A 23298-nucleotide genomic window follows, 5' to 3' on the forward strand; every position below is an offset into this window, starting at 1 on the left:
GTACGCATGGATACTTTTTATACGCGCCACGGCCGTGCGCACACGCGAGCGCCGGCATGAACCTATTCGAGCCGATCATCCGCCGCCCGGCAGGTACCTCGCTGCTTGCGATCGGCCTGGTGCTGGCGGGCTTATGCGCCTATCTGCTGCTCGGCATCGCCGCGTTTCCGTCGATTGAATTTCCTGCCGTGGCAGTGGTTGCCGTGTTACCTGGCTCCAACGCGCAGACCGTGGCATCCACGGTGACAGCGCCGCTGGAGCGCCAGCTGGCACGCATTCCCGGCATCCAGCAGATGACCTCCAACTCGAACGCAGGTGGCATGCTGATCCAGATCCAGTTCGACATGTCGCGCAACGCAGACCAGGCCGCGCGCGACGTGCAGGCGGCACTCAATGCCGCCGCACCGGATCTGCCTGCCGTGATGGCGCTGTCGCCGCCGCAGTATTTCAAGAACGATACCTCGCAGATTCCCGTGCTGCTGATCGCCATGACCTCGACCAGCATGGCGCCGGACAAGCTCTACGACCTGGCCAATACATTGATGCTGCCGGCCGTGGCACAGGTCACGGGCGTGTCGCAGGCGCAGTTGATCGGCGGCTCGCCGCACGCCGTGCGCATCGCGTTGAACGGCAATGCGCTCACCGCCAAGGGTTTGACCGCCAACGACGTGGCCAACGTGCTGCGTGCTGCCAACGTGGCCTCGCCCCAAGGCATTTTGAGCGACGGCATGACACAGATGACGGTGTCGGCCAACGACGGCTTGCATACCCCTGCCGATTTCGCGTCGCTGGTCATCGCCAATCAAAAAGGCAGGCCGGTCCATCTTTCCGATGTCGCCACCGTCAGCGACGGCCAGCAGGACGCGACCCAGGCGGCCTGGTTCAACCACCAGCACGCCGTCATCATGCAGGTGCAGAAGCGCTCCGATGCCAACGCGGTGCAGGTCGTGCAAGCCATCCGCGACGCATTGCCCCAGCTGCAAAAGCTGGTGCCGGCCGACGTGCAGATCACGCCGATTTTCGATCTGACGCTGTCGACCAAATCTGCGCTGCATGAAGTGGAAATCGCCCTGCTGCTCAGCATCGTGATGGTGGCGCTGGTGATGTTGCTGTTCCTTCGCCGCGTGCGCCCGACCATCATCGCCATGTTCAGCGTGCCGTTGTCGCTGGCCGGCGCGTTCGTGCTCATGTACGCGCTCGGCTTCACGCTCAACATGCTGTCGCTGATAGCGCTGGTGCTGTGCATCGGTTTCGTGGTGGACGATGCGATCGTGGTGATCGAGAACATCTTTCGTCACATGGAGCAGGGCGCCAAACCGCTGGATGCCGCCTTGATCGGCGTGCGGGAAATCGGCTTTACGGTGATTTCGATCACTCTGTCGCTGGTCGCCGTGTTCGCGCCGATGGTGTTCGGCAACAGCCCGATGGTGATGCTGATGCGCGAGTTTTCGGTCACGCTGATTGCTACCATCGTGATTTCGGCCTTGGTGTCGCTCACGCTCACACCAGCCCTGTGCGGGCGTTTCCTGCTGGAGGAAACGCGCGCGCGGCGCGCGCCCGGCAAACTGGAGAGGACGGTGGAGCGGCTGGATCGCTGGCTGCTGCGCATCTACGAGCGCGGACTGGATTGGGCCATGCATCATCGGCGCGTAATGCGCTGGCAACCGCTGATTCTGCTGGTGTTGACGATCGTCCTGGCGATGGCCGTGGTGAAGACGGCCGGTGGCGCCCTGATGCCCGAAGGCGACACCGGCATGCTGCAGGCGGACATGGTGGCCGACCCCAACATCTCTCCGGACCTGCTCGCCAGGCATGCGCAAGCGGTGGAAGCCATCATGCTGGCCGACCCGGCCGTGCTCGATGTGGCGTCGTTCCTGGGCGGCAACAACACCAATGGCGCGGTCGGCAACGAGGCTTCTTTCTTCATCGATCTCAAACCGCGCGGCGACGGTCCCGGTCAGCGCCATGATCCAGCGGACAAGGTGATCAAGCGCCTCAATGAACAGTACAAGAAGCTGACCGAGGTCAATGTCGCCGTCACCAGCCTTGGCTTTTTCAATGGCGGCGGCGGCAGCCGGGCGAAGGGCCAGTACGCCTTCGCCCTCACCAGCACCACCAGCCAGCCCCTGCAGCAACCCACGCTGCGGTTGGCGCAAGTGATGCGCAAGATGAAGCAGTTCAAGGACGTGAGCACCAGCTTCGACAACATCGGCAAGCAGCAGCTGGTGGAAATCGATCGCGATGCGGCATCGCGGCTGCAGGTCAACATCGGGCAAATCGATCAGGCGCTGACTGATGCGTTTGGTCAAACGCCGGCATCCATCATCTATTCCGACATCAACCAGTACCAGGTCATCCTGATCGCCGACAACGCCCATTCGCTCAGTCCCGCCACGCTGCTCAACCTGTACGTACGCAGCAACAGCAACAAGATGGTGCCGCTGTCGGCGATGGTGCATATTCGCCCGCGCATCGAGCCGATCAACGTCGAGCACTACAACCAGTTGGAATCGGCGACTATCAACTACAACCTCGCCGACGGCGTCAGCCAGGCCGATGGCCTGAAGTATGTCGACCAGGCCATGTTTGCCGCACAGCTGCCGCCCGGCGTGATGAAGCAGTACACCGGCGACAACCAGAAGCTGCTGGAAGCGGCCACCAATGCGCTGATCCTGTTCATGGCCGTGATCCTGGCGATGTATATCGTACTGGGCATTCTCTACGAGAGCCTGATCCATCCACTGACCATTCTTTCGACGCTGCCAGCCGCCGGCATGGGTGCCTTCCTCGCCATGCTGATCACCCACACACAACTCAGCACGATGTCGGTGATCGCAGTGCTGATGCTGATCGGCATCGTGAAGAAGAATGCGATCCTGATGGTGGACTTCGCGCTCGTCGCCGAACGCGAAGGCGGCCTTACGCCGCCGGAAGCGATTCGCGAAGCGGCGCTGGTTCGCTTTCGTCCTATCACCATGACCACGTTGGTAGCGATGGGCGCGGCACTGCCGCTGGCGATCGGCTTCGGCATCGGCTCGGAAATGCGCCAGCCGCTGGGCATTGCGATCCTTGGCGGACTGTTCGTATCGCAACTGCTGACCTTGCTCAGCACGCCAGCAATTTACCTGTGGCAGCACGATCGGCGTGTACGCAAAGCTGCGCGTAGGACGCGGCGTGAAGAGAAGCGACGCTCACGGCAATTGGGCAAGCCGATCGCTGCACCGGAAGCGGAACGTGTTGGATAGGCGAGAACACGTAGCGACGCAGGCTGGGATGAAATCCCAGCACCCACACATGACGTACTAGTCGGCAGGCCCGGTGCATCCCGCCAAACGCTGGCCTTCAATATCCAGCACCGGCTTGCCATCCTGCATCACCTTGCCGGCGTAATGCTGGGCGGAATCCAGTTGAATGCGCGCGGTGCCCTGGTGTGCGCCGCAGCTTACCTGCCACGCCAGCGCCGTGCTGGTGCGATGCTCGCCGCTGCGCTGGCAGTTCGCATCCGGCTCGACGCTGTCGGCGAAGGTTGTCCAAGGATCGGCGCCCTCATAGAAGCACTTCCACTTCACCTGCTCCTTGCCGTCCTTGAGCGTGTGCAGGGTGATTTTCCACAGACCCGGCATCGCCTGGAAGTCCGCAGGATCGGCATGCGCGCCGGTGCTGATGGCGGCGGATGCACCGATCAACATCAGTGCGGCAACGGGATTGGACCAGCGGCTTAGATAGCCGGTAGAACGGGCTAGCAGGCTCATCATTCACATCATCATGCATGCGTGGTGGAAAAAACATACCCTGCCTGCTTGGCAGGCAGGGTATGGGTTGGAGCTTACTCAGTTTTGCGCGGTGGCGTCGCCGTCCCAATGACGGTGGAAGCTAAACATGTCCATCAGGTCGCCGATGGCCGGTGCATTGAGCGGCACATACGGGTTGTACGGCAGCGAGATCGGGTTCGGCAGGTTGTCGCGGCTGCGGTGGGAGATGGTTTCATCCAGGTCCCAGTTCGCCTCCACGAATTTGTCGAAGGACACGTGATCTTCATACGTATGCACCACGCGCCCGCCCTGCGAATACTTCGACACCACGATCAGCGGAATGCGCGTGCCGTCGCCGAAGAAGTCGATCGGCTGCACGTAGCCGGAGTCGTAGTAGCCGCCACCCTCATCGAAGGTGATCATGACGGCGGTGTTGTCCCATAGCTTGGGATTGGCCTTCACCATGTCGATGATCTTTTGGGCATAACCTTCGAACAGCTCAAGCTTGGATGAGGAAGGATGGCCGTCCAGCAGTCCATCCGGTTTGGCGATGGATACCGCCGGCAAGGTGCCGTTCTGGATGTCGCTGTAGAGGTTGTTGATGTCCTGGTTATTCGCACGCAGGGCCGGGTTGGTCATGATCTGCGTGGAATACAGGAACGGATCGCAGATGTTGCAGAAGGTACCGGCCTCGCCGTCTTCCTTGCCGCCATCCCAGCCTTCGCCGTAGTACTTCCAGCTGACGTGATGACGCGACAGCAGCAAGCCAAGGTTTTGCTGTTTGGTAGGCGGAACGGTGAACAGGTCGGCGCCCAGCGGCGCGGGCGTACCCGTGCCCAGGTAGCCGGGGTTGTAGTTGTTCACCAGGTAGTACGCGCCCTTCTTGCAGTCGCCGTGGCGGAAGGTGTCGTACGGCAGGCTCTTGAGATACTTGCGCACGACGCCGACGCCAGGCTGGCTTTCATCCGCGCAGTTCACGTAGGAACCGCCGCTGTAGCCGTCCTGCACCCACCAGTTGTTGGTCCCGGGTTGCGAGTTGGGGTTTTCGATCTGGTTGGACGGCGGCGCGACGGGCTGGCCATTCGCGTCGGCGTAGTAGATCAGGTCACCAAAGCCCAGCATGATGTGGTTGGCGCCGGTGCCACCCATTACCGATTGATGGAAGTTGTCGCTGATCGTGTATTGCTCGGCCAGTTGCTTGAAGTACGGCGCATCACCCTTGGCCATGTTGAGGAACTGCATGGAAGTGGAGCCTTCGCCGGTGGTTTCATCGGTGAAGTTGGCCGGCTGCGTCTTGCCGTTGTTGCCGGCGCTCATGGTCACCTCCACCCATGGGAACAGGTCCGCACGGCAGCCACTGGGGTTTTTCGAGGTCGCATAGCTCACGCTGCAGTCGAGCTGCTGCCACATCTGAAAGAAACGATGCACGGGGCTGTTGGCGTAGTCGTTGTAGCTGATCGATGCATGCAGATCGACCGGCGCATTCGGCAGCGTGGTCGGGAAGCGCGTGTCGACCACGTCGTTCGGCAGGCCGGTGCCGCCTTCGGCGAGGTAGGGATAATAGTTCGACTCCAGCGCCGGCTCGATCGCTTCTGCCTGAGCCACGGAAGAAAGATAAGCCTGCGTAGGCGCACCGCCGGTGTTCATGGGCGGCAGGTTGGTGTACGGGCTGGTGCGCGTGGGCGCATTGGCATAGTCGCCGGTCTGGCTCGCCTGCCATTGCTGGGCTTTGGCCACGTTCGGACCGGGCGTGCCGTCGGCATTGACGATGCCTTCGGACAGCAGGTTTTCAACCGTTTGTCCCTTCGGCGGGGTGTAGGTGGCAAACACATGATCGAAGGTGCGGTTTTCACCGATCAGCAGGATCACATGCTTGATGGGCGTACGTGTGCGATTGCTCGCGTCGGCAGAATCCGGGCTGTAGAGCGTGACGGCACCGCCGGGTTGGCCGCTGACGGGCTTGATGGCGGTGGCAGGTACGCTGGCGCGAAATGCTGCGTCATTGGTTTGATCGGCATTCTGCGCATTCGCCACGCCGACCAGGCTGGTGACGAGCGCGCAAAAGACAAAGGGTTTCAACCGGGTACGGCCAAACTTCGTGGGCATAACGGGTGTCTCCTGCTGGCTTGCTTCGAAAACCTGCAATCGAGTAATCCCCCTGATTACAGTCTGCTGCGATGTAGAGCCTGTTCAAGACCTCAGCGTGGTTCGCATTGCCCCTGACTGGCCGTGCGGTCAAGCCGCGCGCAGCCGCATGGCGGTCACTCAGGGGCTATACGGGCTGCGCTGAGGTTTTGAACAGGCTCTTAAATCCCCACAGACCGCCCGGAAGTTTGCGCCGGTCATGTGACGCCACGTTGGCAAGGACACGACACCGCGTCATGAACGGATGACAATGCTGCGACAAACGTGATGCATGCACACGATATTGACGCAACATTTACGAATGCGCCGGCAGCACCTCGAACGGCCGCATCATTTCGTTGTCCTCGTGCTCGAGGAAATGGCAATGCCACACGTAGCGGCCGGGCTCACCTTCGAAACGCATGGCGATGCGCGTCACCATGCCGGCATCTGCACGTACCGTATCTTTCCAGCCAAGTTCTTGCGGTTCCGGCGGCACCGGCGGACCGGTGAACACCAGCTTGCGATGAGCGTTCCAGGCAAACAGGTCGAACGGCCGGCGATCGATCAGCTGGAACCGCACCAGGTGCAGATGGATCGGATGCGCATCGCCGGTCAGGTTAACGAAGCTCCAGGTTTCCAGGCTGTTCTGGCGCGGATTTTCCGTGATGGGATCGGACCAGCGCTTGCCGTCGAGCAGCATCTGCATGGCGTTGCCGTTGGCATCATCGCTCTCGTTGAGCGTAAGGATGCGATCGTGCGCGGCGGCGGCCGGATCGATGCGCGTGACAGGACGCAGCACTGCCGGTACTGCGGATGTGTCGCGGCGAGCGGCAGTACCAACGCGAAACTCCAGGATGCCTTGCGACTCATGGCGCAGCTGCAGGGATTTGCCGGCGAAGCCGGCAAAGTCGATCACCACATCCGCGCGTTCGGCGGGATACAACTCGATGCGCGCGCGCGCCAGAGGTGCCGAAAGCAGGCCCTGATCGCTGGCAACCTGCTGCATGGCTTGATCATGCGATAGCGACAGATCGAAGAAACGCGTGTTGGCCACGTTGATCACGCGAAAACGATAGCGCCGCGGCTCGACGTCCAGATAAGGGAAAACCTTGCCGTTGCACAGCACGAGATTGCCGAGGCATTGCATCACCCACGGTGCGTTGGGGTCATCCGATACGGGATAGTAGAGTTGTCCATCCTCGGCGACGAGCCGATCGCACAGTATCAGCGGAATGTCGTAGTTACCCGACGGCAAATTGAGCGCCTGTTCGTCCGCATCACGCACGATGTACGCACCGAACAAACCGGCGTAGATGTTAAGCCGCGTAATACCCATCGCGTGATCGTGATACCACAGCGTGGCTGCGTCCTGTCCGTTGGGATAGTCATACAGCGCCGAATGCCCGGGTGTATACCAGTCATCCGGAAAGCCGTCCGACTTGGCCGGCGCGCGTGCGCCATGCACGTGCGTGACTGCACGCACGTCGGGTTTGTCTTTTTCTGCTCCATGCACCGTGTGGTCGATCGGCAGGAAGTGTCGTGAGGGCAGCGCATTCGCCCATTCGACCAGCAGCGGCTCGCCACGCCGCGCCGCGATGGTCGGACCCGGACATTGGCCGTTGTAGCCCCACATCCGCGTCGCTGGAATGTCGCGATGCAGGCGCACCTTGCAGGCGCGCAGCTCGACCCGGTAATAGGGCAACATGCGGCCCGGGTAAGCCGGATGCGCACGTTGTTCCACCGCCTGCGCCACGGCCGGAATCGGCAACGGATCGACGAATCGCGCCAACGACGTGGGATTGATCAACGGCACCTTAGGTGCAGCCAGGGTCGCGGCCGTGGTGCGCGCCGGCATGGCCATCGGCATGCTGGCGGCCTTCGCCATGCGCCATGTGTCGCCCAGCACGTAGACACCGGCAAGCGCACCGGCGCTACGCAGAAAATCACGCCGCGTTGTCGTCATGGGCAGCCCACGCCACGCAGCCCGGCATGTGGATCGAGGCTTAGGGAAATCATCTTGTCGACACTACGAGCCACGCATGACAGAACTATGGCAGCCGCCTAAGGTTGCCGGTCGCCGCCCGGGTGGCTTCGCGCGCCAGACCCACCGTGATCAGGTGGACCTTTCCTGCGCTGGTTTCCGCCGGCTGGCTGGTATCGACCACGTGCGCCACTCGCTGCCTGCGGTGATGGCGAATGCCGCCGTATTCGCACGCAAGCGGGATCATGCGGTCCAGGCGCCCACTGCGCACCCAGGCGAAGAACAGCGTGCCCGTGCGCGCCGCGTGCGTAGAGCTTGCAGCAGCGCGCAAACGCTTCATCCGTGTCGTAGTCCTCGCTGTCGAAAGCAAAGATCGCTCACCGGGCTACCTCGATCGCAACGCGCTGTCCAACGCTGCGCGTCAGCAAGGCCGTCACGATGCCCACGATCGCGGCGCCCAGGCAGACCTCGCTCAGGCCCCATGACAAACCATGCGTGCCCATGTGCATGCCATCGCTCACGACGCCTGCCATCAGCGGCCCAAGCGCTACGCCCACCACGGTGACGAAGGTCAGGAACATGCGCAAACCCATGTCATGCAACGGGGCGCTTAGCATGGATGGCAACCCCACTAGCATGGTGACGGCGGCGATGGCGCCGATCAGCCAGGCGAGCATCAACAACGCGCATGCTGTCGCCGCCGACGTCGACCAGGGAATGGACCAGAACACGGGGATGGCCAGCAGCAGCACCACAGCCATGATCATCATGGGCGACAGCTTATCGCTGCGCTTGTCGACCAGCGTGCCGGCGATGAAATTCGCCAGCGGCGCCGCGACCAGCAGCGATGCGCCGAATACCAGGGCGGCCGTCGCTGGCGTCAATCCTTGTTCGCGATGCAGTACCGAGGGCGCCCATGCGCCGATGCTCTGGATGACCAGCATGCTGGCACCGGCACCGCATAGATACATGCCCATCACCCACGGGCGTTCGCGAAACGCCGCCAGCATCTGGCTGAAAACGCGGCCGCGCGGCAGCGACGGCGTATACGGATGTTCTTCCCGGCGCAGCAGCCAGAGGATCAATACGGCGTTGGGCGCCGCCATGATGAGGAACAACCAGCGCCAGTGCGCGGATGCCGGCACGGCTGTCCACTTCGTTAGCAGCGCCAACGTCGCACCGCCCAGAAGCATCGAAAGACTGTGCCCGGCAAACGACGCTGCGGTGAACAGGGCCATGGAGCGGGCGCGCCAGCGCGCGGCCGAACAGTCCACGATCAGTCCCAGGGCAAGCGGGACGAAGGCCGCTTGTCCAAGACCCACCAGTGCGCGCGCCACGACCAACACGCCGAATGAGCGCCCCAGCGCGAACACGGCCATGCCGAGCATCCACGTGGCAATGCACCCGGCGAGCAAACGAAGACGATAGGGCGAACGCGCCAGCGGCCAGCTTGCCAGCATGCCCACGGCATAAAGCAGTACAAATGCGGGTCCGTCGAGCACCCCCATCTGCGTATCCGACAAGCCCAAGTCTGCCCTTAGCAATGGGGCAGCAACGGCGGGCAAGTAACGATCGATGAAAGCCAGGCAATGGCCACAAGCGAGCAAGCCAAGCAGCGAAGCCGGCATACTTCCCTGATTGGCGCGAGAATCGGACAGCCGCATATCTCCCCCCTGCACAACTGGTCTTGGGCCAGAAGCTGTGATGCAGTCGTCCATTTTGTGAACTGCATCACTGAATTGCGGGAGCAGCAATGTTTATGCCATGCGTTTGGCCGCGCTGCTGCGCGCCTGTCTGCGCACCAAGCACTGCGCCACGGCAGCTGTTTGGACGCGATGGGTCAACTTATGACCTTGGCGAGATGCCTTACTGCGTCGGCGACAGGTCCACCGATTGCACGGTCAGCGGAAGCGCCGTGCCCTGCTCGAAGGGCGCGGAAGGTGTTACCTCGACTTGCATCGCATAGGGATGAGCGGCGCGGTTGCGGTGAATGCGCAGCGATGGGCTGGCCGCACCCGTTCCACTTAAGCCAAGCGGATAGCGTTGGCCGTCGATCCACACATCCACTTTCGCAATCGCGGCTGCGCGCGAGTAGTGCAGGGTAAGCACGTAATCCGCGGCTTTTGCATTGAGCTGCCAGCTCAGCTTGTACAGCGTAGCCGGGGCTTCGTAGCCTTCGCCGTTGTAGTTGAGGTAGTGCTCGGCCTGTGTCGCTTGCAAATGGAAACTACCGTCGGCACCGGCATCCATCATCTGCGGACGGACACGCAACGGACCTTTGAACGGAAGCGCGATGACCGGCATGTAGTCAACGCTGCCGTCGGCGTCAACCATGGGCCAATGGGCGAGATGGTCCAGCGCGATGGTTATGTCATGGCCGTTGCGCTGCACGTCCACGGTTGATTCGGGCGCACCCAACCGATAGGCGGGGCCGAACGCGGTGTCTGCCAAGCCAGGCACGCGCAACTGGTGATCCGGCGGCATCTTCGCCACGAACAGATAAAGCGCATGCGGGCTCACCGTGGCGTAACCAAAATCCACGGGCGCGAACGGCTGTTTGCGGGTGCCGTAGATCGCTTCGCCATTGCGCTTCATCCATGCACCGATGCCTTGCAGCACCTGCGCCTCGTAGGGCACGACGGAGCCATCACCCTCAGGCCCGATGTTGAGAATGTAGTTACCACCCCGACTGACCACGCGCACCAGCCGCGTGATGTTCTCGCGGATCTTGCCCGGCAAATCCTTTCGTTCCTGCCAGGAGCGATAGCCCCAGGTCTGGGGGAACATGGAAGCCGGTGCTTGCCAGGGCAATTCCATGGCCACATCGGGTTCCGCATTGTCGCCCATCACGGCAAAGTCGCCGTAGTAGTTCCATACGCGCCCGGAGATCATGCTTTGCGGCTGCAGCGCATGCACGGTCTGCGCGAAGTGGGCGCTTTGCGCCGGCGTAGGCTTGCCCATATCGAACCAGATTTCGGAAATCGGGCCGTAGTGGCTCAGCAGTTCCTTGATCTGCGCAACATTGAAGGCTTCCTGTCCGGGCGTGATCGGATTGCTGTTGCCTTCGATGTACTTATTGCCGCCAGGATGATGCCAGTCGATGGTGGAGTAATACACGCCGAACTTCAGGCCGCCACGCGCGCAAGCCTCGGCCAGTTCTTTCACGATATCCCGGTGATAGGGCGTGCCATCGACCGCGTTGTAGGATGTCTGTGCGGTCTGGAACAAGTTGAAGCCGTCGTGATGCTTGGCGGTGATCACGATGAACTTCATGCCCGCCGCCTTGGCCAGCGCCACGATCGCATCGGGGTCGAATTTCTCCGGATCGAATTGCTTGGCCAGCGCGTCGTAGTCCTTCGGCGGAATCGGCCCGTTGGCAAGAATCTGCTCGCTGTAGCCGTTGTCCACGCGCTTGCCGTTCCACATGCCACCAGCGACGGAGTACAGGCCGAAATGGATGAACATGCCGAATTTACGGTCTTGCCAGGCTTTGATGGTTTCCGCACTCGGGCCAGGGCCGGGTGGCGGCTGCGGTTGGTCGAGGGGGCGATGCACCGCGGCAGGCGCTTCCCTTGACGATATGACCGATGGTGTCGCGTAGAGGCTATGCGCGCAGCAGGCCACGGATACGATGAACCCCAGTGCGATTCGCTTGCCTGTCACCAACGTCGCCATGCTGCTTCGTTCCCATCTTGAAAGTGATGCAAGAAGTGACCTTGCCACGAAACGGCGTTTGCCGGGGAAAGCAGCAAGCTGGCGCGGCGTAGGCTGGGATGAAATCCCAGCTTTGTTGGGCGTTCCGACGCTTCATCCCAGCCGTTGCTGTATTCAGGACAAACAACAACGGGCGCCGAAGCGCCCGTTGCGTTATACCCAAAACAACCGCGATCAGATCGCGTAATACATCTGGAATTCCAACGGATGCGTGCTGGCGCGGTAGCGCGTCACTTCCTGCATTTTCAGTTCGATGTAGGCATCGATGAAGTCATCGGTGAACACGCCGCCGGCCTTGAGGAAGTCGCGATCCTTGTCCAGCGCTTCCAGTGCGGCGTCGAGGCTGGAGCACACCTGCGGGATGTTCTTCTCCTCTTCCGGCGGCAGGTCGTAGAGGTCCTTGTCGGCCGGCGCGCCCGGGTCGATCTTGTTCAAGATGCCGTCCAGGCCCGCCATCATCAGCGCGGTGAAGGTGAGGTAGCCGGACTGGATCGGGTCGGGGAAGCGCACTTCGATGCGGCGCCCCTTCGGGTTGGACACGAACGGAATGCGGCAGCTCGCCGAGCGGTTGCGCGCGGAGTAGGCCAGCATCACCGGCGCTTCGAAGCCCGGCACCAGGCGCTTGTAGCTGTTGGTGGTGGAGTTGGCGAACGCGTTGATGGCCTTGGCATGCTTGAAGATGCCGCCGATATACCACAGCGCGAGCTGCGACAGGCCGCCGTACAGATCGCCGGAGAACAGGTTCTTGCCGTCCTTGCTGAGCGACTGGTGCACGTGCATGCCGCTGCCGTTGTCGCCGACGATCGGCTTGGGCATAAAGGTGACGGTCTTGCCGTTCTGGTGCGCCACGTTCTTGATCACATACTTCAGCGTGATCAGCTCATCGGCCTTGGTCACCAGCGTATTGAACTTCACGCCGATCTCGCACTGGCCGGCGTTGGCCACTTCGTGGTGATGCACTTCCACCACCTGGCCGAGCGATTCCAGCACCTTGCACATGTCGGCGCGCAGGTCGCCCAGCGAGTCGACCGGGCTGACCGGGAAGTAGCCGCCCTTCACGCCCGGACGGTGGCCGCTGTTGCCTTCGTCGTACTTGAAGCGCGAACTCCAGGCGGCTTCCTGCGATTCGATTTCGTAGAACACGCGGCCCATGTCGTTCTGCCAGCGCACGGAATCGAAGATGAAGAATTCCGGCTCCGGACCAAAGAAAGCGGTGTCGGCCACGCCGGTGGATTTCAGGTACGCCTCAGCGCGCTTGGCGATGGAACGCGGATCGCGGCCGTAGGCCTGCATGGTGCTGGGTTCCAGCACGTCGCAATGCAGAACCAGCTGGGTGTGGGCGCTGAATGGATCGAGGTAGGCGCTGTCCGCGTCGGGCAACAGCACCATGTCCGACTCGTTGATGCCCTTCCAACCGGAGATCGAGGAACCGTCGAACATCTTGCCGTCCTCGAACGTGGATTCGTCGATGGTGTGGGCAGGGAAGGTGACGTGGTGATGCTTGCCGAGCATGTCGGCGAAACGCAGGTCGACGAACTCGACCTCTTTTTCCTGGATCAGGTCGAGCACTTTCTTGGCGGACATGTAAAACCTCGATGATTCGTGAAGGGGATCGCGCGTGCTCTAGGAGCAAACACCGTACCAACTTTAAAACACTTTTCACTTCAATGGATTGCACGGTTAGTTACGTTGGTGCAAGAAAATTTTGCACCAATGTGGTGCTTATTTGCACCAAACTGACGCCAAGCGGACGACGCCGCTCAATCAACCGACAAACCATGGCCAAGCCCCTAGGCTATACCGTTTTCCGCATGGGCCTAATGGCCTTGCTGCATTTACCTGCAAGGAATTTTCCGCGTGAATGACCTCATCAACGTCATCCTGCTCGGCATCATCGAAGGGATTACCGAGTTCCTTCCCGTCTCCAGTACCGGCCACCTGCTGATTGCCGAAAGCTTCGGGCTCGGCGCGCGTTCCGATCTGTTCAACGTGGGCATCCAGGCCGGCGCGATTCTGGCCATCACCCTGATCTACTGGAAACGCATCTGGGCATTGCTCACGCGATGGCGGGACCCGGCCAATCGCGCTTATTTGCTGAAGCTGTGCGTGGCATTCCTGATTACCTGCGTGCTCGGCCTGGTGGTGACGCACTACGGCTTCAAGCTGCCGGAGACGGTGACGCCGATTGCGTGGGCGCTGCTGGTTGGCGGGTTCTGGATGCTGGGCGCGGAGGCCATTGCCGCACGGCAGGCGGATCGCAGCGAGGTGACTTGGCGGGTGGCGATCCTGGTTGGCGTCGCACAGATCGTGGCGGGTATTTTTCCGGGGACTTCGCGCTCGGGCGCGACCATCTTCACCGCGCTGCTCGCGGGCACCAGCAATCGCCCGGCAGCGACGGAATTCTCGTTCCTGGTCGGCATTCCGACCATGTATGTCGCGACCGGTTATGAGTTGTTGAAGGTGCTCAAAGGTGGCGGTGCGGCGCACGAGGATTGGCGCGCACTGATCGTCGGCTTCGTAGTGTCGCTGGTGGTGGCGTTCGTGGCGGTGAAGTGGCTGCTGGGTTACATCCGCACGCATCGGTTTACGTGGTTTGCCTGGTATCGCATTGCGCTGGGCGCGGCATTGCTATGGCTGATACCGGCGGGTGCCTGAATTCGCAGGCCGGGACGGAGCGTAGTCGAATCCCGGCATCGGCATGCATGGCCATGCTGGGATTTCATCCCAGCCTGCTGGGCGCCAGCTTTTCCTTCCGCACGGCCGGCAATGGCGGCCGGAAGGCTTCCACCACCGGCGCCATCGGGCAGATGTCCTCGAACGGCCGCTCGAACAGCTCACGCGCCCATTCGATGAACGCCTGCACGCGCGCGGAGAGATGCTTCTTTTGCGGATACACGATCCACACGTTCTTGCCGGTGGACACCGTGTCGGGGAGGATCGGTTCAAGCTTACCCAGATCCAGTGCGCAAGCGGCCAGCACGTGCGGCGCCTGGATGATGCCCAGGCCCGCCATCGCCGCCTGGATCACCGACTCACCATCGTTGATCAACAGGTGCGCGTTGACGTCCAGCTCCATGCGGCCGCTGGGCGTGTCGAACTGCCAGAGGCGCGGCTTGCCATTGGCGTAGACGTAGTTGATGCAGCGATGGTTTTTCAGATCCTCGACGCTGTCCGGGGAACCGTAGCGCTCCAGATATTCCGGCGACGCCAGCAGCACATTGCGCAGGTAGCCGATCTTGCGTGCGATCAGGCTGGAATCCTCCAGCTCACCCATGCGAATGGCGCAATCTACCCCTTCCTCGTTCAGGTCGTAGGGGTAGTCGCACATCATCAGCTCCAGGCGGATGTCGGGGTAGCGGCGCTCGAATTCAGACAGCTGCGGCACGATCGCCGCGCGCCCCACCGAGGCCGACATACCGACCCGCAGCTTGCCTTGGGGCTTGCGGTGGGCGTAGCCCAAAGATTCCGTTGCTTCGGCCAGATCGGCAAGGATCTCCTTGCAACGTGCATAGAACGAGGCTCCATCGTCGGTTAAACGCAAAGCACGGGTGGAGCGAAACAGCAGCCGCACACGGAGTTGCTCCTCCAGCCGCGACACCGCGCGGCTGACGCCGGAGGGGGTCATGCCGAGCTGGGCGGCAGCCGACGCAAAACTCTTCGCTTCCACGACCCGGACGAAAGCGGAGATAGCGGAAAAGTCTTCCATAGCATGTTCCAGAATACGGACTGCCGGTGATTATGCGCCCATTCATGACTGGGAGTCACGAGTAGCTTGCGCAAGAAACGGATTTTCTAAACTGTACGGTGTACCCATCATTCGTTCCGTCGCAAATCCTGCTGCAGTGCGACAAGAAGAAGCCTGACACGGTATTCGCAATTGCCTTGTCAGTACAGACCCTGGATGGCCTGTCGCGATTCAAGCATGGCAACCGCTTGGTATCGGCGTAAACGAACCCGGCATCGCCGCGGTTCGGCGCAGCGGAAAGCGCGGGACCGCCCTTTCCTTGCATCTGACAAAAATTGGGAGCGAGTGATGTTGAAGAAAGCAATCCTGGCCGGCCTGGTCGTAGCAGCCATTGCCGGCAGTTGGGCGCTGCTGGACGGTCATGGCGGCAGCGCTCATGCCCAAGCCGCCGGTGCACAGGGCGGCCTGCCCGAAGTCACCGTGGCCCCGGTGTTGGTGCGCCCGATCAGCGACAGCGCCAACTTCACCGGACAGCTGCAGGCGGTCGACACGGTCGACGTGCGTCCGCGCGTCAGCGGTTACGTGAATGCCGTGGAATTCAAGGAAGGCACCGAAGTCCACAAGGGCGACGTGCTGTTCGTGATCGATCCGCGTCCGTTCCAGGCCGAAGTCGACCGGCTGAGCGCCAATGTCGCGCAAGCGAAAGCGCAGCTCGCGCTGGCGCAGTCCAATGCCGACCGCGCGCGCCGGCTGCTCGCCCAGCATGCCATTTCGCAGGAAGACGCCGACAGCCAGAACACGGCCGAGCAAAGCGCCAAGGCCTCACTCGAAGCCTCCACCGCCGCACTGGCGACGGCCAAGCTCAACCTCGACTGGACCCAGGTGCGGGCGCCGATCGACGGCCGCGTCAGCAATGCCCGCATCCAGTCGGGCAACCTGGTGTCCAGCTCGGACGTGCTCACCAGCGTGGTCTCGGTAAACCCCATCTACGTGTACTTCGATGTGGACGAGCACACCTGGCTGAAGCTCGATCGCCTGCGCCGCGACGCGATCAAGAATGGCCGCGCGCCGCGCATCGACGCCACCATGGGTTTGGCCGATGAACAGGGCTTCCCGCACGAGGGACGCATCGACTTCGTCGACAACCAGGTGCGCCCGGGCTCCGGCACGATGCGCTTGCGCGCGGTGTTCGACGATGAGAACGGCCTGCTTACGCCTGGCTTGTATGCGCGCGTGCACTTGCAGGCTGGCCAGCCGCATCCGCGCGTGCTGATCGACGATCGCGCCGTCGGCACGGATCTGAGCAATCAATTCGTATACGTCGTGGATGGACAGCACAAGGTGCAGTACCGCAAGGTGGATATCGGCCCGCTGTTTCACGGCCTGCGCGTGATCGACGACGGCCTCAACGCCGGCGACGTGGTGGTGGTGAACGGCTTGCAGCACGTGCGTCCAGGCGTGGAAGTGAATCCGCAGCAGGTGGCGATGGATTACCGGCTGGATGCGCAGGACAAGGCCCTGGTCGATGCGGCGGAGACGAATCCGGATAACAAGGATTCACGGACCGCGCAGGCAGATGGCAGGAATGCACAGAAGCGTTCGCAGGGTTGAGGCGCTGCGCAGCTGCGGCCCACTGCCATGCCCCGATGTCACGACATACGACCCCTCCCCCTACGCCAAGTAGAGCCTGCCCCAGACTTGATCCGGGGGGGGCCGGGGCTTCCCGCACTGTTTGAGTTCGCCGCGAGGCTGCTTCACCCCACCCCAACCCTCCCCTACTGCACGTAGGGGAGGGAGCAGAAAGATTGCGCATCGGCCCGCTTTCCGGCGAGCGCGTCATTCAAATGAATTCGAGAACTGACATGAAAAACATCGCACAGTTTTTCGTCGACCGGCCGATCATGGCCGCCGTGCTTTCGCTGATCTTCGTGATCGCCGGCAGCATTGCGGTATTCAAGCTGCCGATCAGCGAATATCCCGAAGTGGTGCCGCCCACCGTGGTGGTGCGCGCCAGCTATCCGGGCGCCAGCCCGGAAGTGATCGGCGAAACCGTGGCCACGCCGCTGGAAGAACAGATCAACGGCGTGGAAGGCATGCTGTATTCCTCCTCGCAGGCGACCAGCGACGGCCAGATGACCTTGACCGTCACCTTCGCGCTGGGCACCGATCTCAACAACGCGCAGGTGGAAGTGCAGAACCGCGTCTCGCAAGCCTTGCCGCGCCTGCCCGAAGAAGTGCAGCGCCTGGGCGTGACCACACAGAAGAGTTCGCCCGACCTCACCATGGTGGTGCACCTTACCTCGCCGGATAAGCGCTACGACATGCTGTACCTGTCGAACTACGCGCGCCTGCACATCAAGGACATTCTTGCCCGTCTTGATGGCGTGGGCGACGTGCAGCTGTTCGGTGCCGGCGAATACAGCATGCGTGTGTGGCTGGACCCGAACAAGCTGGCCCAGCGCAGCCTGACCACGGGCGATGTCGTGCGTGCGATCCAGGAGCAGAACGTGGCGGTGGCGGCCGGTGCGCTGAATGCGCCGCCGGTGCCGGGCAATACGGACTTCCAGCTCAATATCCATACGCAAGGCCGCCTCAGCACCGCCGAGCAATTCGGCGACATCATCGTGCGCACCGATCCGGATGGCAGCGTGGTGCATCTGCGCGACGTGGCGCGGATCGAACTCGGCTCCAACCAGTACGCGTTGCGCAGCCTGCTGGACAACCAGCCGGCGGTGGCGATTCCGATCTTCGCGCGGCCGGGTTCCAACGCGATCCAGATTTCCGACGAAGTCCGCGCGACGATGAAGGAGCTGAGCAAGGATTTCCCGCAGGGCATCGAGTACCACATCGTCTACGACCCGACCATCTTCGTGCGCGGCTCGATCGAAGCGGTGGCGCATACGCTGGTGGAAGCGATCTTCCTGGTCGTGCTGGTGGTGATCCTGTTCCTGCAGACCTGGCGCGCCTCGGTGATTCCGCTGGTGGCGGTGCCGGTATCGCTGGTCGGCACCTTCGCGGTGATGTACGTGGCGGGCTTCTCGCTCAACGCGCTGTCGCTGTTCGGCCTGGTGCTGGCGATCGGCATCGTGGTGGACGACGCGATCGTGGTGGTGGAAAACGTCGAGCGCAATATCGAGCTGGGCTACACGCCACGCGAAGCGACACGCCGCGCGATGAACGAGGTGACCGGACCGATCATCGCCACGGCCTTGGTGCTGTGCGCCGTGTTCATCCCGACCGCCTTCATCAGCGGGCTTACCGGGCAGTTCTATCGCCAGTTCGCGCTAACCATTGCGATCTCCACGGTGATCTCTGCGTTCAATTCGCTCAGCCTGAGTCCGGCGCTGGCGGCTGTGCTGCTGCGTGGCCACGATGCGCCGAAGGATCGCGTCGCCATCCTGATGGACAAGGCGCTTGGCTGGTTCTTCCGCCCCTTCAACCGCTTCTTCCATCGCAGCGCCGATCGCTACGTGGGCGGCGTGCGTCGCATCGTCGGCCTGGGACCGGCGGCGCTGGTGGTGTATGCATGTTTGATCGCGCTGGCCGGCTTCGGCTTCTACCACGTGCCGACCGGCTTCGTGCCGCAGCAGGACAAGCAATACCTGGTGTCGTTCGCGCAATTGCCGGATGCCTCGTCACTGGACCGTACCGAGGACGTCATCCGACGCATGTCCGAGATTGCATTGAAGCAACCCGGCGTGCAGAGCGCCGTGGCGTTCCCGGGCCTGTCGATCAATGGCTTCACCAATGCCACCAACGCGGGCATCGTGTTCGAGACGCTGAAACCGTTCGAGGAGCGGCGCGATCCATCGCTGTCCGCGGGCGCGATTGCCGCAGCCTTGAACCAGAAGTTCGCGACGATCCAGGATGCCTACATCGCCACATTCCCGCCGCCGCCGGTGCAGGGCCTGGGTACGATCGGCGGTTTCCGTATCCAGATCGAGGACCGCGGGCAGCTCGGTTTCGACGAGTTGTACAAGCAGACTCAGAACCTGATCGCCAAGAGCCAGAAGGTGCCGGCACTGGCAGGGTTGTTCTCCAGCTATCAGGTGAGCGTGCCGCAGATCGATGCGGACGTGGATCGCGAAAAGGCCAAGGCGGAAGGCATCGACCTGAACGATGCGAACGAAACGCTGCAAGCCTACCTGGGTTCGCTGTATGTGAACGACTTCAATCGTTTCGGCCGCGTGTATCAGGTGAACGTGTCGGCCGAGCCCGCGTTCCGGCATGAGCCGCAAAACATCCTGCAACTGAAGACCCGCAACGACAAGGGCGAGATGGTGCCGCTGGGTTCGTTCGTCACGGTGCGTCGTACCGCCGGCCTGGAACGCGTGCAGCATTACAACGGCTACGTCACCGCGGAAATCAACGGTGGCCCGGCGCCGGGCTTCAGCTCAGGCCAGGCGCAGGCGGCGATGGAAAAGCTGGCGCAGGAAAACCTGCCCAATGGCATGAGTTACGAGTGGACTGAACTCACCTATCAGCAGATCCTGGCTGGCAACACCGCCATCCTGGTGTTCCCGTTGTGCGTGCTGCTGGTGTTCCTGGTGCTGTCTTCGCTGTACGAAAGCTGGTCGCTGCCGCTGGCGGTGATCCTGATCGTGCCGATGGTGCTGCTCTCCGCGATCGTCGGCGTGTGGCTGTCGGGCGGCGACAACAACATCTTCACCCAGATCGGCCTGATCGTGCTGGTGGGTCTGGCGTGCAAGAACGCGATCCTGATCGTGGAGTTCGCGCGCGAACGCCAGCATGAAGGCATGACGCGCTACGACGCGGTGCTCGAAGCGGCTCGCCTGCGTCTGCGCCCGATCCTGATGACGTCGATCGCCTTCATCATGGGCGTGGTGCCGCTGGTGACTTCGCATGGAGCCGGTGCGGAAATGCGTCACGCGATGGGCGTGGCGGTGTTCTCCGGCATGCTGGGCGTGACCCTCTTCGGCCTGATCTATACCCCATTGTTCTACGTGCTGATCCGCGCCGTGGTGGAACGCCGCGAAGCGCGCAAGAAGCAGCACGCATCCAACTTGCCCGCCTTGGAGGGGCATTGAGATGACCGCTTTTTCTATCGGTAGTGTTTTACGTAACACCAGCTTGTTTGCGGCACTCGCGCTGGCCGGCTGCGTCAGCGTGGGACCGAATTACAAGACCCCGAATACACCTCCGGCCAACGTGCAGAACATCGATGCGGCGCGCGAAAGCAACGCCCAGTTCCAGGCCGCATGGTGGAAACAGTTCAACGATCCGGTGCTGGATGCGCTGATCCAGCGCGCCGCCAAGGGCAGCCTCGACCTGCGTATCGCGCGGGCGCGGCTGACCGAATCGCGCGCGCTGCTCGGTACGGCCAAATCGGACCAGATTCCCACCATCGACACGACCATCGACTTCCAGCGCGCGCGTGAGCAACAGCCTGGCTTTACCGATCAGCGTGTCTCGGCCGATACGTATCAGGCAGGCTTTGACGCGTCGTGGGAGCTGGACCTGTTCGGCGGCATTCGCCGTTCGGTGGAGGCGGCGCGAGCGGACCTGGGTGCAAGCGAAGCCTCCATGCACGATGCACAGGTAAGTCTGTTTGCAGAAGTGGCGCGCAATTATTTCGAATTGCGCGGCACGCAACAGCGTCTGGCCATCGCCCAGCACAACATCGCCAATCAGGCCGATTCGTTGAAGCTGATTGATGCACGGGCACAAATCGGAACGGCGTCCGAGCAGGACGTTGCCAGTGCCAGTGCGCAGCTCAGCGCGGCCAAGGCGCAGTTGCCGGTACTCGACGCACAGATCCACAGCTACGAATACCGGCTGGCGGTGTTGCTCGGCGAACGGCCCGGCGAGCTGGACGTCGACGTGTCGCCCGCCACGTTCAAGCCGATCGCGACCGTTTTGCCGATGGGCGAGAACGGCGACGTGCTCGCGCGCCGCCCCGATGTGCGCATCGCGGAACGTGAGTATGCCGCCGCAACGGCGCGCATCGGTGTGGCGAAAGCGGATTTCTTTCCGCGTATAACGCTAGGCGGCTTTGTCGGCTTCCTGGCCGGACGCAGCAACGATTTCGGCGGACCGGCCTCGCGCGCTTGGTCGTACATGCCCAGCATCACCTGGAATGGCCTGAACGTGGAACGCGTGCGTTCGAATCTGCATGCCAGCGAAGCGCGCGCCGATGCAGCCGAAGCGAATTATCAGCGCACCGTGCTGCAGGCGATCGAGGATGTGGACAACGCCGTGACCAACTACAACGCCGAACATGCGCGTGTGGAGCAATTGATGGCGCAGGCTGACCAGAGCAGGCGCGCGGCCGAATTGGCACGCGTGCGTTATCAGGAAGGCGCCACTGGCTATCTGGAATTGCTGGATGCCGAACGCGTGCAGCTCGCCGCCGAAGATGCGCTGGCACAGTCGGAGAGTGCGATCGATACGCGCGCGGTGGCGTTGTACAAGGCGCTAGGCGGCGGTTGGCAGGCATGTGACGACGCCAGCTGCTCAAACGTGGCGCAAGCGCCGTAACGTGTCCGGCCCACAGGTTGGGGCGAGGCGATGCCGATCCCCAGCCTACCTCACCTATGCTGGCGTTAACGCTGCACCATCCGCGCGAACCACTCCCATCCACGCACGCGCTCGGCGATCAACTTCGCGCTGGTCAGCATCGGTACCGCCAGCAACGCACCCGGCACGCCCCACAGCCAACCCCAGATCAGCAACCAGATCAGGATGGCGATCGGGCTCACGCGCATGCGCCGGCCGAGAATCCACGGCGTGATCAAATTGCCTTCCACGGCGGTAATGCAGGCAAAGCAAAAGGCCGGCAGCAGGGCGTTGGCAAGTACCTCGAAGTGAATCAACCCCACGAACAGCAAGGTCGTGGTGGTGACGATCGCGCCCACGTAGGGAATGAAGTTGGCGAACATCGCCACCGTGCCCCATAGCAGCGGGTCGGGCATGTGCAGCAGATACAACATGCCCGCGGTGGCAGCGCCGAGCGAGGCATTGATCAGCACGGTGGTGAGAATGTAGCGCGACACTTCGGTCTGGATGCCACGCACAATGCTTACCGCGTGCCGCTTGTAGCCGAAGCTGGGTGCGATCTCAACCAGCCGGCGCAGGATGAGATCCCCATAAACCAGAAAGAAATACACCAGCAGCAGCACGGTAAGCACAGCCGCCAATACTTTCGGCGTGCCTGCCAGCACATCCCACACGCTGATCGCGACGTCGCCGGGATTCTGCGCCGACCAGGTGGGATGGCCATTGACCAGTGTCTGGGTGGCGCGGCTTGCCGCTTCCAGCGGGCGGGTGAGGTGCTGAAGTTTCGGAATGAAGCTGTGGATCTGCGATGGCGCGCTATGCAGCCAGGTCAACGCCGGCTGCGTCAACATGCTGATGCCGGCGACGATGCCTGTTATCAGCGCGGCCATCAGCACACTCGCCCCCAGCCAGCGCGGAACGTGATGGCGTGTGCCGCGCGCCACGATGGGGTTCAAGGCCAGGCCGATGAAGCCGGCCAGCACCAGCGGGATGATCAGCGCCTTGACCAGGGTGACGGTGTAGAGCAGGGCAAGCATCAGCATGGCGTTGAGCGTCATGCGGATGGCACGCAGATGGCCGCGCAAGCGATGAACGCCGCGCGTGGCCTGCTGCACCTGTTTCGCCATGCCGGCGGATGCACGCACGGCCTGCGTTCCGTGCGGTGCTTCGTCCACGGGCGCCGTACCTGGCCGCGCCGTGGGTTCGATGGCGGTCATGGTCCGTCGCTGTCGCTGGCGTGATCGCCTTCGTCCATGCCCAGTTCGGCGATCAGGCGCGTGCCGTACGCCACGATTTCCGCCAAGCCGGCGCTCACCGTCGTGATCAAGCCCGGTACACGCAGCGGGCCGACACCCAGGCTGCCGAGCACGAACCCTGCGCCGGCGGCCGCACCGACCGTGGTCAACGGATGGCTGTGCCCGCGTTCCAGCAGCGCTGCCGCCGGCGTGGCCAATTCCTCGCGATGTCGCGCCACGCGCTGGCGCGCCGAGTCCACCCGTTTGAGTTGCTTGAACAAGCTCATG

The 23298-nt window shown here is 62.4% G+C and carries 16 protein-coding genes; 6 read left to right on the forward strand and 10 right to left on the reverse strand.

Annotation, left to right across the window (positions count from 1 at the left end; translation table 11 throughout):
* The first annotated feature begins 56 nt into the window (after positions 1-56).
* A complete protein-coding gene (locus VMA74_RS03275; RefSeq protein ID WP_325364769.1) occupies positions 57-3245 on the forward strand; it encodes an efflux RND transporter permease subunit in 3189 nt (1062 codons plus the stop codon).
* Between the two features lie 57 nt (positions 3246-3302).
* Here the strand turns inward: VMA74_RS03275 and VMA74_RS03280 are convergent, their stop codons facing one another.
* The 6 genes from VMA74_RS03280 to VMA74_RS03305 all read right to left on the reverse strand — a co-directional run bounded on the left by VMA74_RS03280 (position 3303) and on the right by VMA74_RS03305 (position 11415).
* Entirely contained in the window at positions 3303-3752 is a 450-nt protein-coding gene (locus VMA74_RS03280) for a DUF3617 family protein (RefSeq protein ID WP_325364771.1), read from the reverse strand.
* Positions 3753-3830: 78 nt separating this feature from the next.
* Entirely contained in the window at positions 3831-5858 is a 2028-nt protein-coding gene (locus VMA74_RS03285; RefSeq protein WP_325364773.1) for an alkaline phosphatase family protein, read from the reverse strand.
* A 334-nt stretch (positions 5859-6192) separates the two neighbouring features.
* Positions 6193-7842 (reverse strand): multicopper oxidase family protein, encoded by a 1650-nt coding sequence (locus VMA74_RS03290; RefSeq protein WP_325364775.1) that lies wholly within the window; start codon positions 7840-7842, stop codon positions 6193-6195.
* A gap of 85 nt (positions 7843-7927) precedes the next feature.
* Positions 7928-8200: a hypothetical protein gene (locus VMA74_RS03295; RefSeq protein ID WP_325364777.1), complete on the reverse strand. Its 273-nt coding sequence runs from the start codon at positions 8198-8200 to the stop codon at positions 7928-7930.
* A 37-nt stretch (positions 8201-8237) separates the two neighbouring features.
* A complete protein-coding gene (locus VMA74_RS03300; RefSeq protein WP_325364778.1) occupies positions 8238-9578 on the reverse strand; it encodes an MFS transporter in 1341 nt (446 codons plus the stop codon).
* 148 nt (positions 9579-9726) lie between these two features.
* Positions 9727-11415: an alpha-L-fucosidase gene (locus tag VMA74_RS03305; protein ID WP_325364781.1), complete on the reverse strand. Its 1689-nt coding sequence runs from the start codon at positions 11413-11415 to the stop codon at positions 9727-9729.
* Between the two features lie 76 nt (positions 11416-11491).
* Between VMA74_RS03305 and VMA74_RS03310 the strand changes: the two genes are divergently transcribed.
* Positions 11492-11761 carry a hypothetical protein gene (locus VMA74_RS03310; protein WP_325364783.1) on the forward strand — a complete coding sequence of 90 codons (270 nt, stop codon included), beginning with the start codon at positions 11492-11494 and terminating at the stop codon, positions 11759-11761.
* Here VMA74_RS03310 and glnA read toward each other — a convergent pair.
* Complete coding sequence (gene glnA, locus VMA74_RS03315) at positions 11749-13158, reverse strand: type I glutamate--ammonia ligase (RefSeq protein ID WP_325364785.1); 1410 nt, start codon at positions 13156-13158, stop codon at positions 11749-11751. The two genes, VMA74_RS03310 and glnA, sit on opposite strands and share 13 nt — an antisense overlap.
* 273 nt (positions 13159-13431) lie before the next feature.
* On the opposite strand from glnA, the gene VMA74_RS03320 reads away from it, so the two are divergent.
* Positions 13432-14229, forward strand: coding sequence for an undecaprenyl-diphosphate phosphatase (locus VMA74_RS03320; protein ID WP_325364787.1), 798 nt, complete (start codon positions 13432-13434; stop codon positions 14227-14229).
* A 64-nt stretch (positions 14230-14293) separates the two neighbouring features.
* Here VMA74_RS03320 and VMA74_RS03325 read toward each other — a convergent pair whose 3' ends face one another.
* Positions 14294-15280: a LysR family transcriptional regulator gene (locus tag VMA74_RS03325; RefSeq protein ID WP_325364789.1), complete on the reverse strand. Its 987-nt coding sequence runs from the start codon at positions 15278-15280 to the stop codon at positions 14294-14296.
* 327 nt (positions 15281-15607) lie between these two features.
* Here VMA74_RS03325 and VMA74_RS03330 point away from each other — a divergent pair, with 327 nt between their 5' ends.
* From VMA74_RS03330 to VMA74_RS03340, 3 genes are all read left to right on the forward strand, one after another.
* The gene (locus VMA74_RS03330; protein ID WP_325364791.1) at positions 15608-16870 is read left to right on the forward strand and encodes an efflux RND transporter periplasmic adaptor subunit; all 1263 of its coding nucleotides are present in this window, start codon (positions 15608-15610) and stop codon (positions 16868-16870) included.
* Positions 16871-17121: 251 nt separating this feature from the next.
* Positions 17122-20307: an efflux RND transporter permease subunit gene (locus tag VMA74_RS03335; RefSeq protein ID WP_325364793.1), complete on the forward strand. Its 3186-nt coding sequence runs from the start codon at positions 17122-17124 to the stop codon at positions 20305-20307.
* A 1-nt stretch (position 20308) separates the two neighbouring features.
* Positions 20309-21757 (forward strand): efflux transporter outer membrane subunit, encoded by a 1449-nt coding sequence (locus VMA74_RS03340; RefSeq protein WP_325364795.1) that lies wholly within the window; start codon positions 20309-20311, stop codon positions 21755-21757.
* Positions 21758-21822: 65 nt separating this feature from the next.
* Here VMA74_RS03340 and VMA74_RS03345 read toward each other — a convergent pair whose 3' ends face one another.
* Together VMA74_RS03345 and VMA74_RS03350 are read right to left on the reverse strand one after the other, a co-directional pair.
* Positions 21823-22992, reverse strand: a complete 1170-nt coding sequence (locus VMA74_RS03345; protein WP_325364797.1) for an AI-2E family transporter — start codon at positions 22990-22992, stop codon at positions 21823-21825.
* Entirely contained in the window at positions 22989-23297 is a 309-nt protein-coding gene (locus tag VMA74_RS03350; RefSeq protein WP_325364799.1) for a hypothetical protein, read from the reverse strand. Before VMA74_RS03350 ends, VMA74_RS03345 begins: the two co-directional genes overlap by 4 nt.
* Between the last annotated feature and the right edge of the window lies 1 nt (position 23298).

Source organism: Dyella sp. (assembly GCF_035508675.1).
Lineage (GTDB): Bacteria > Pseudomonadota > Gammaproteobacteria > Xanthomonadales > Rhodanobacteraceae > Dyella_B.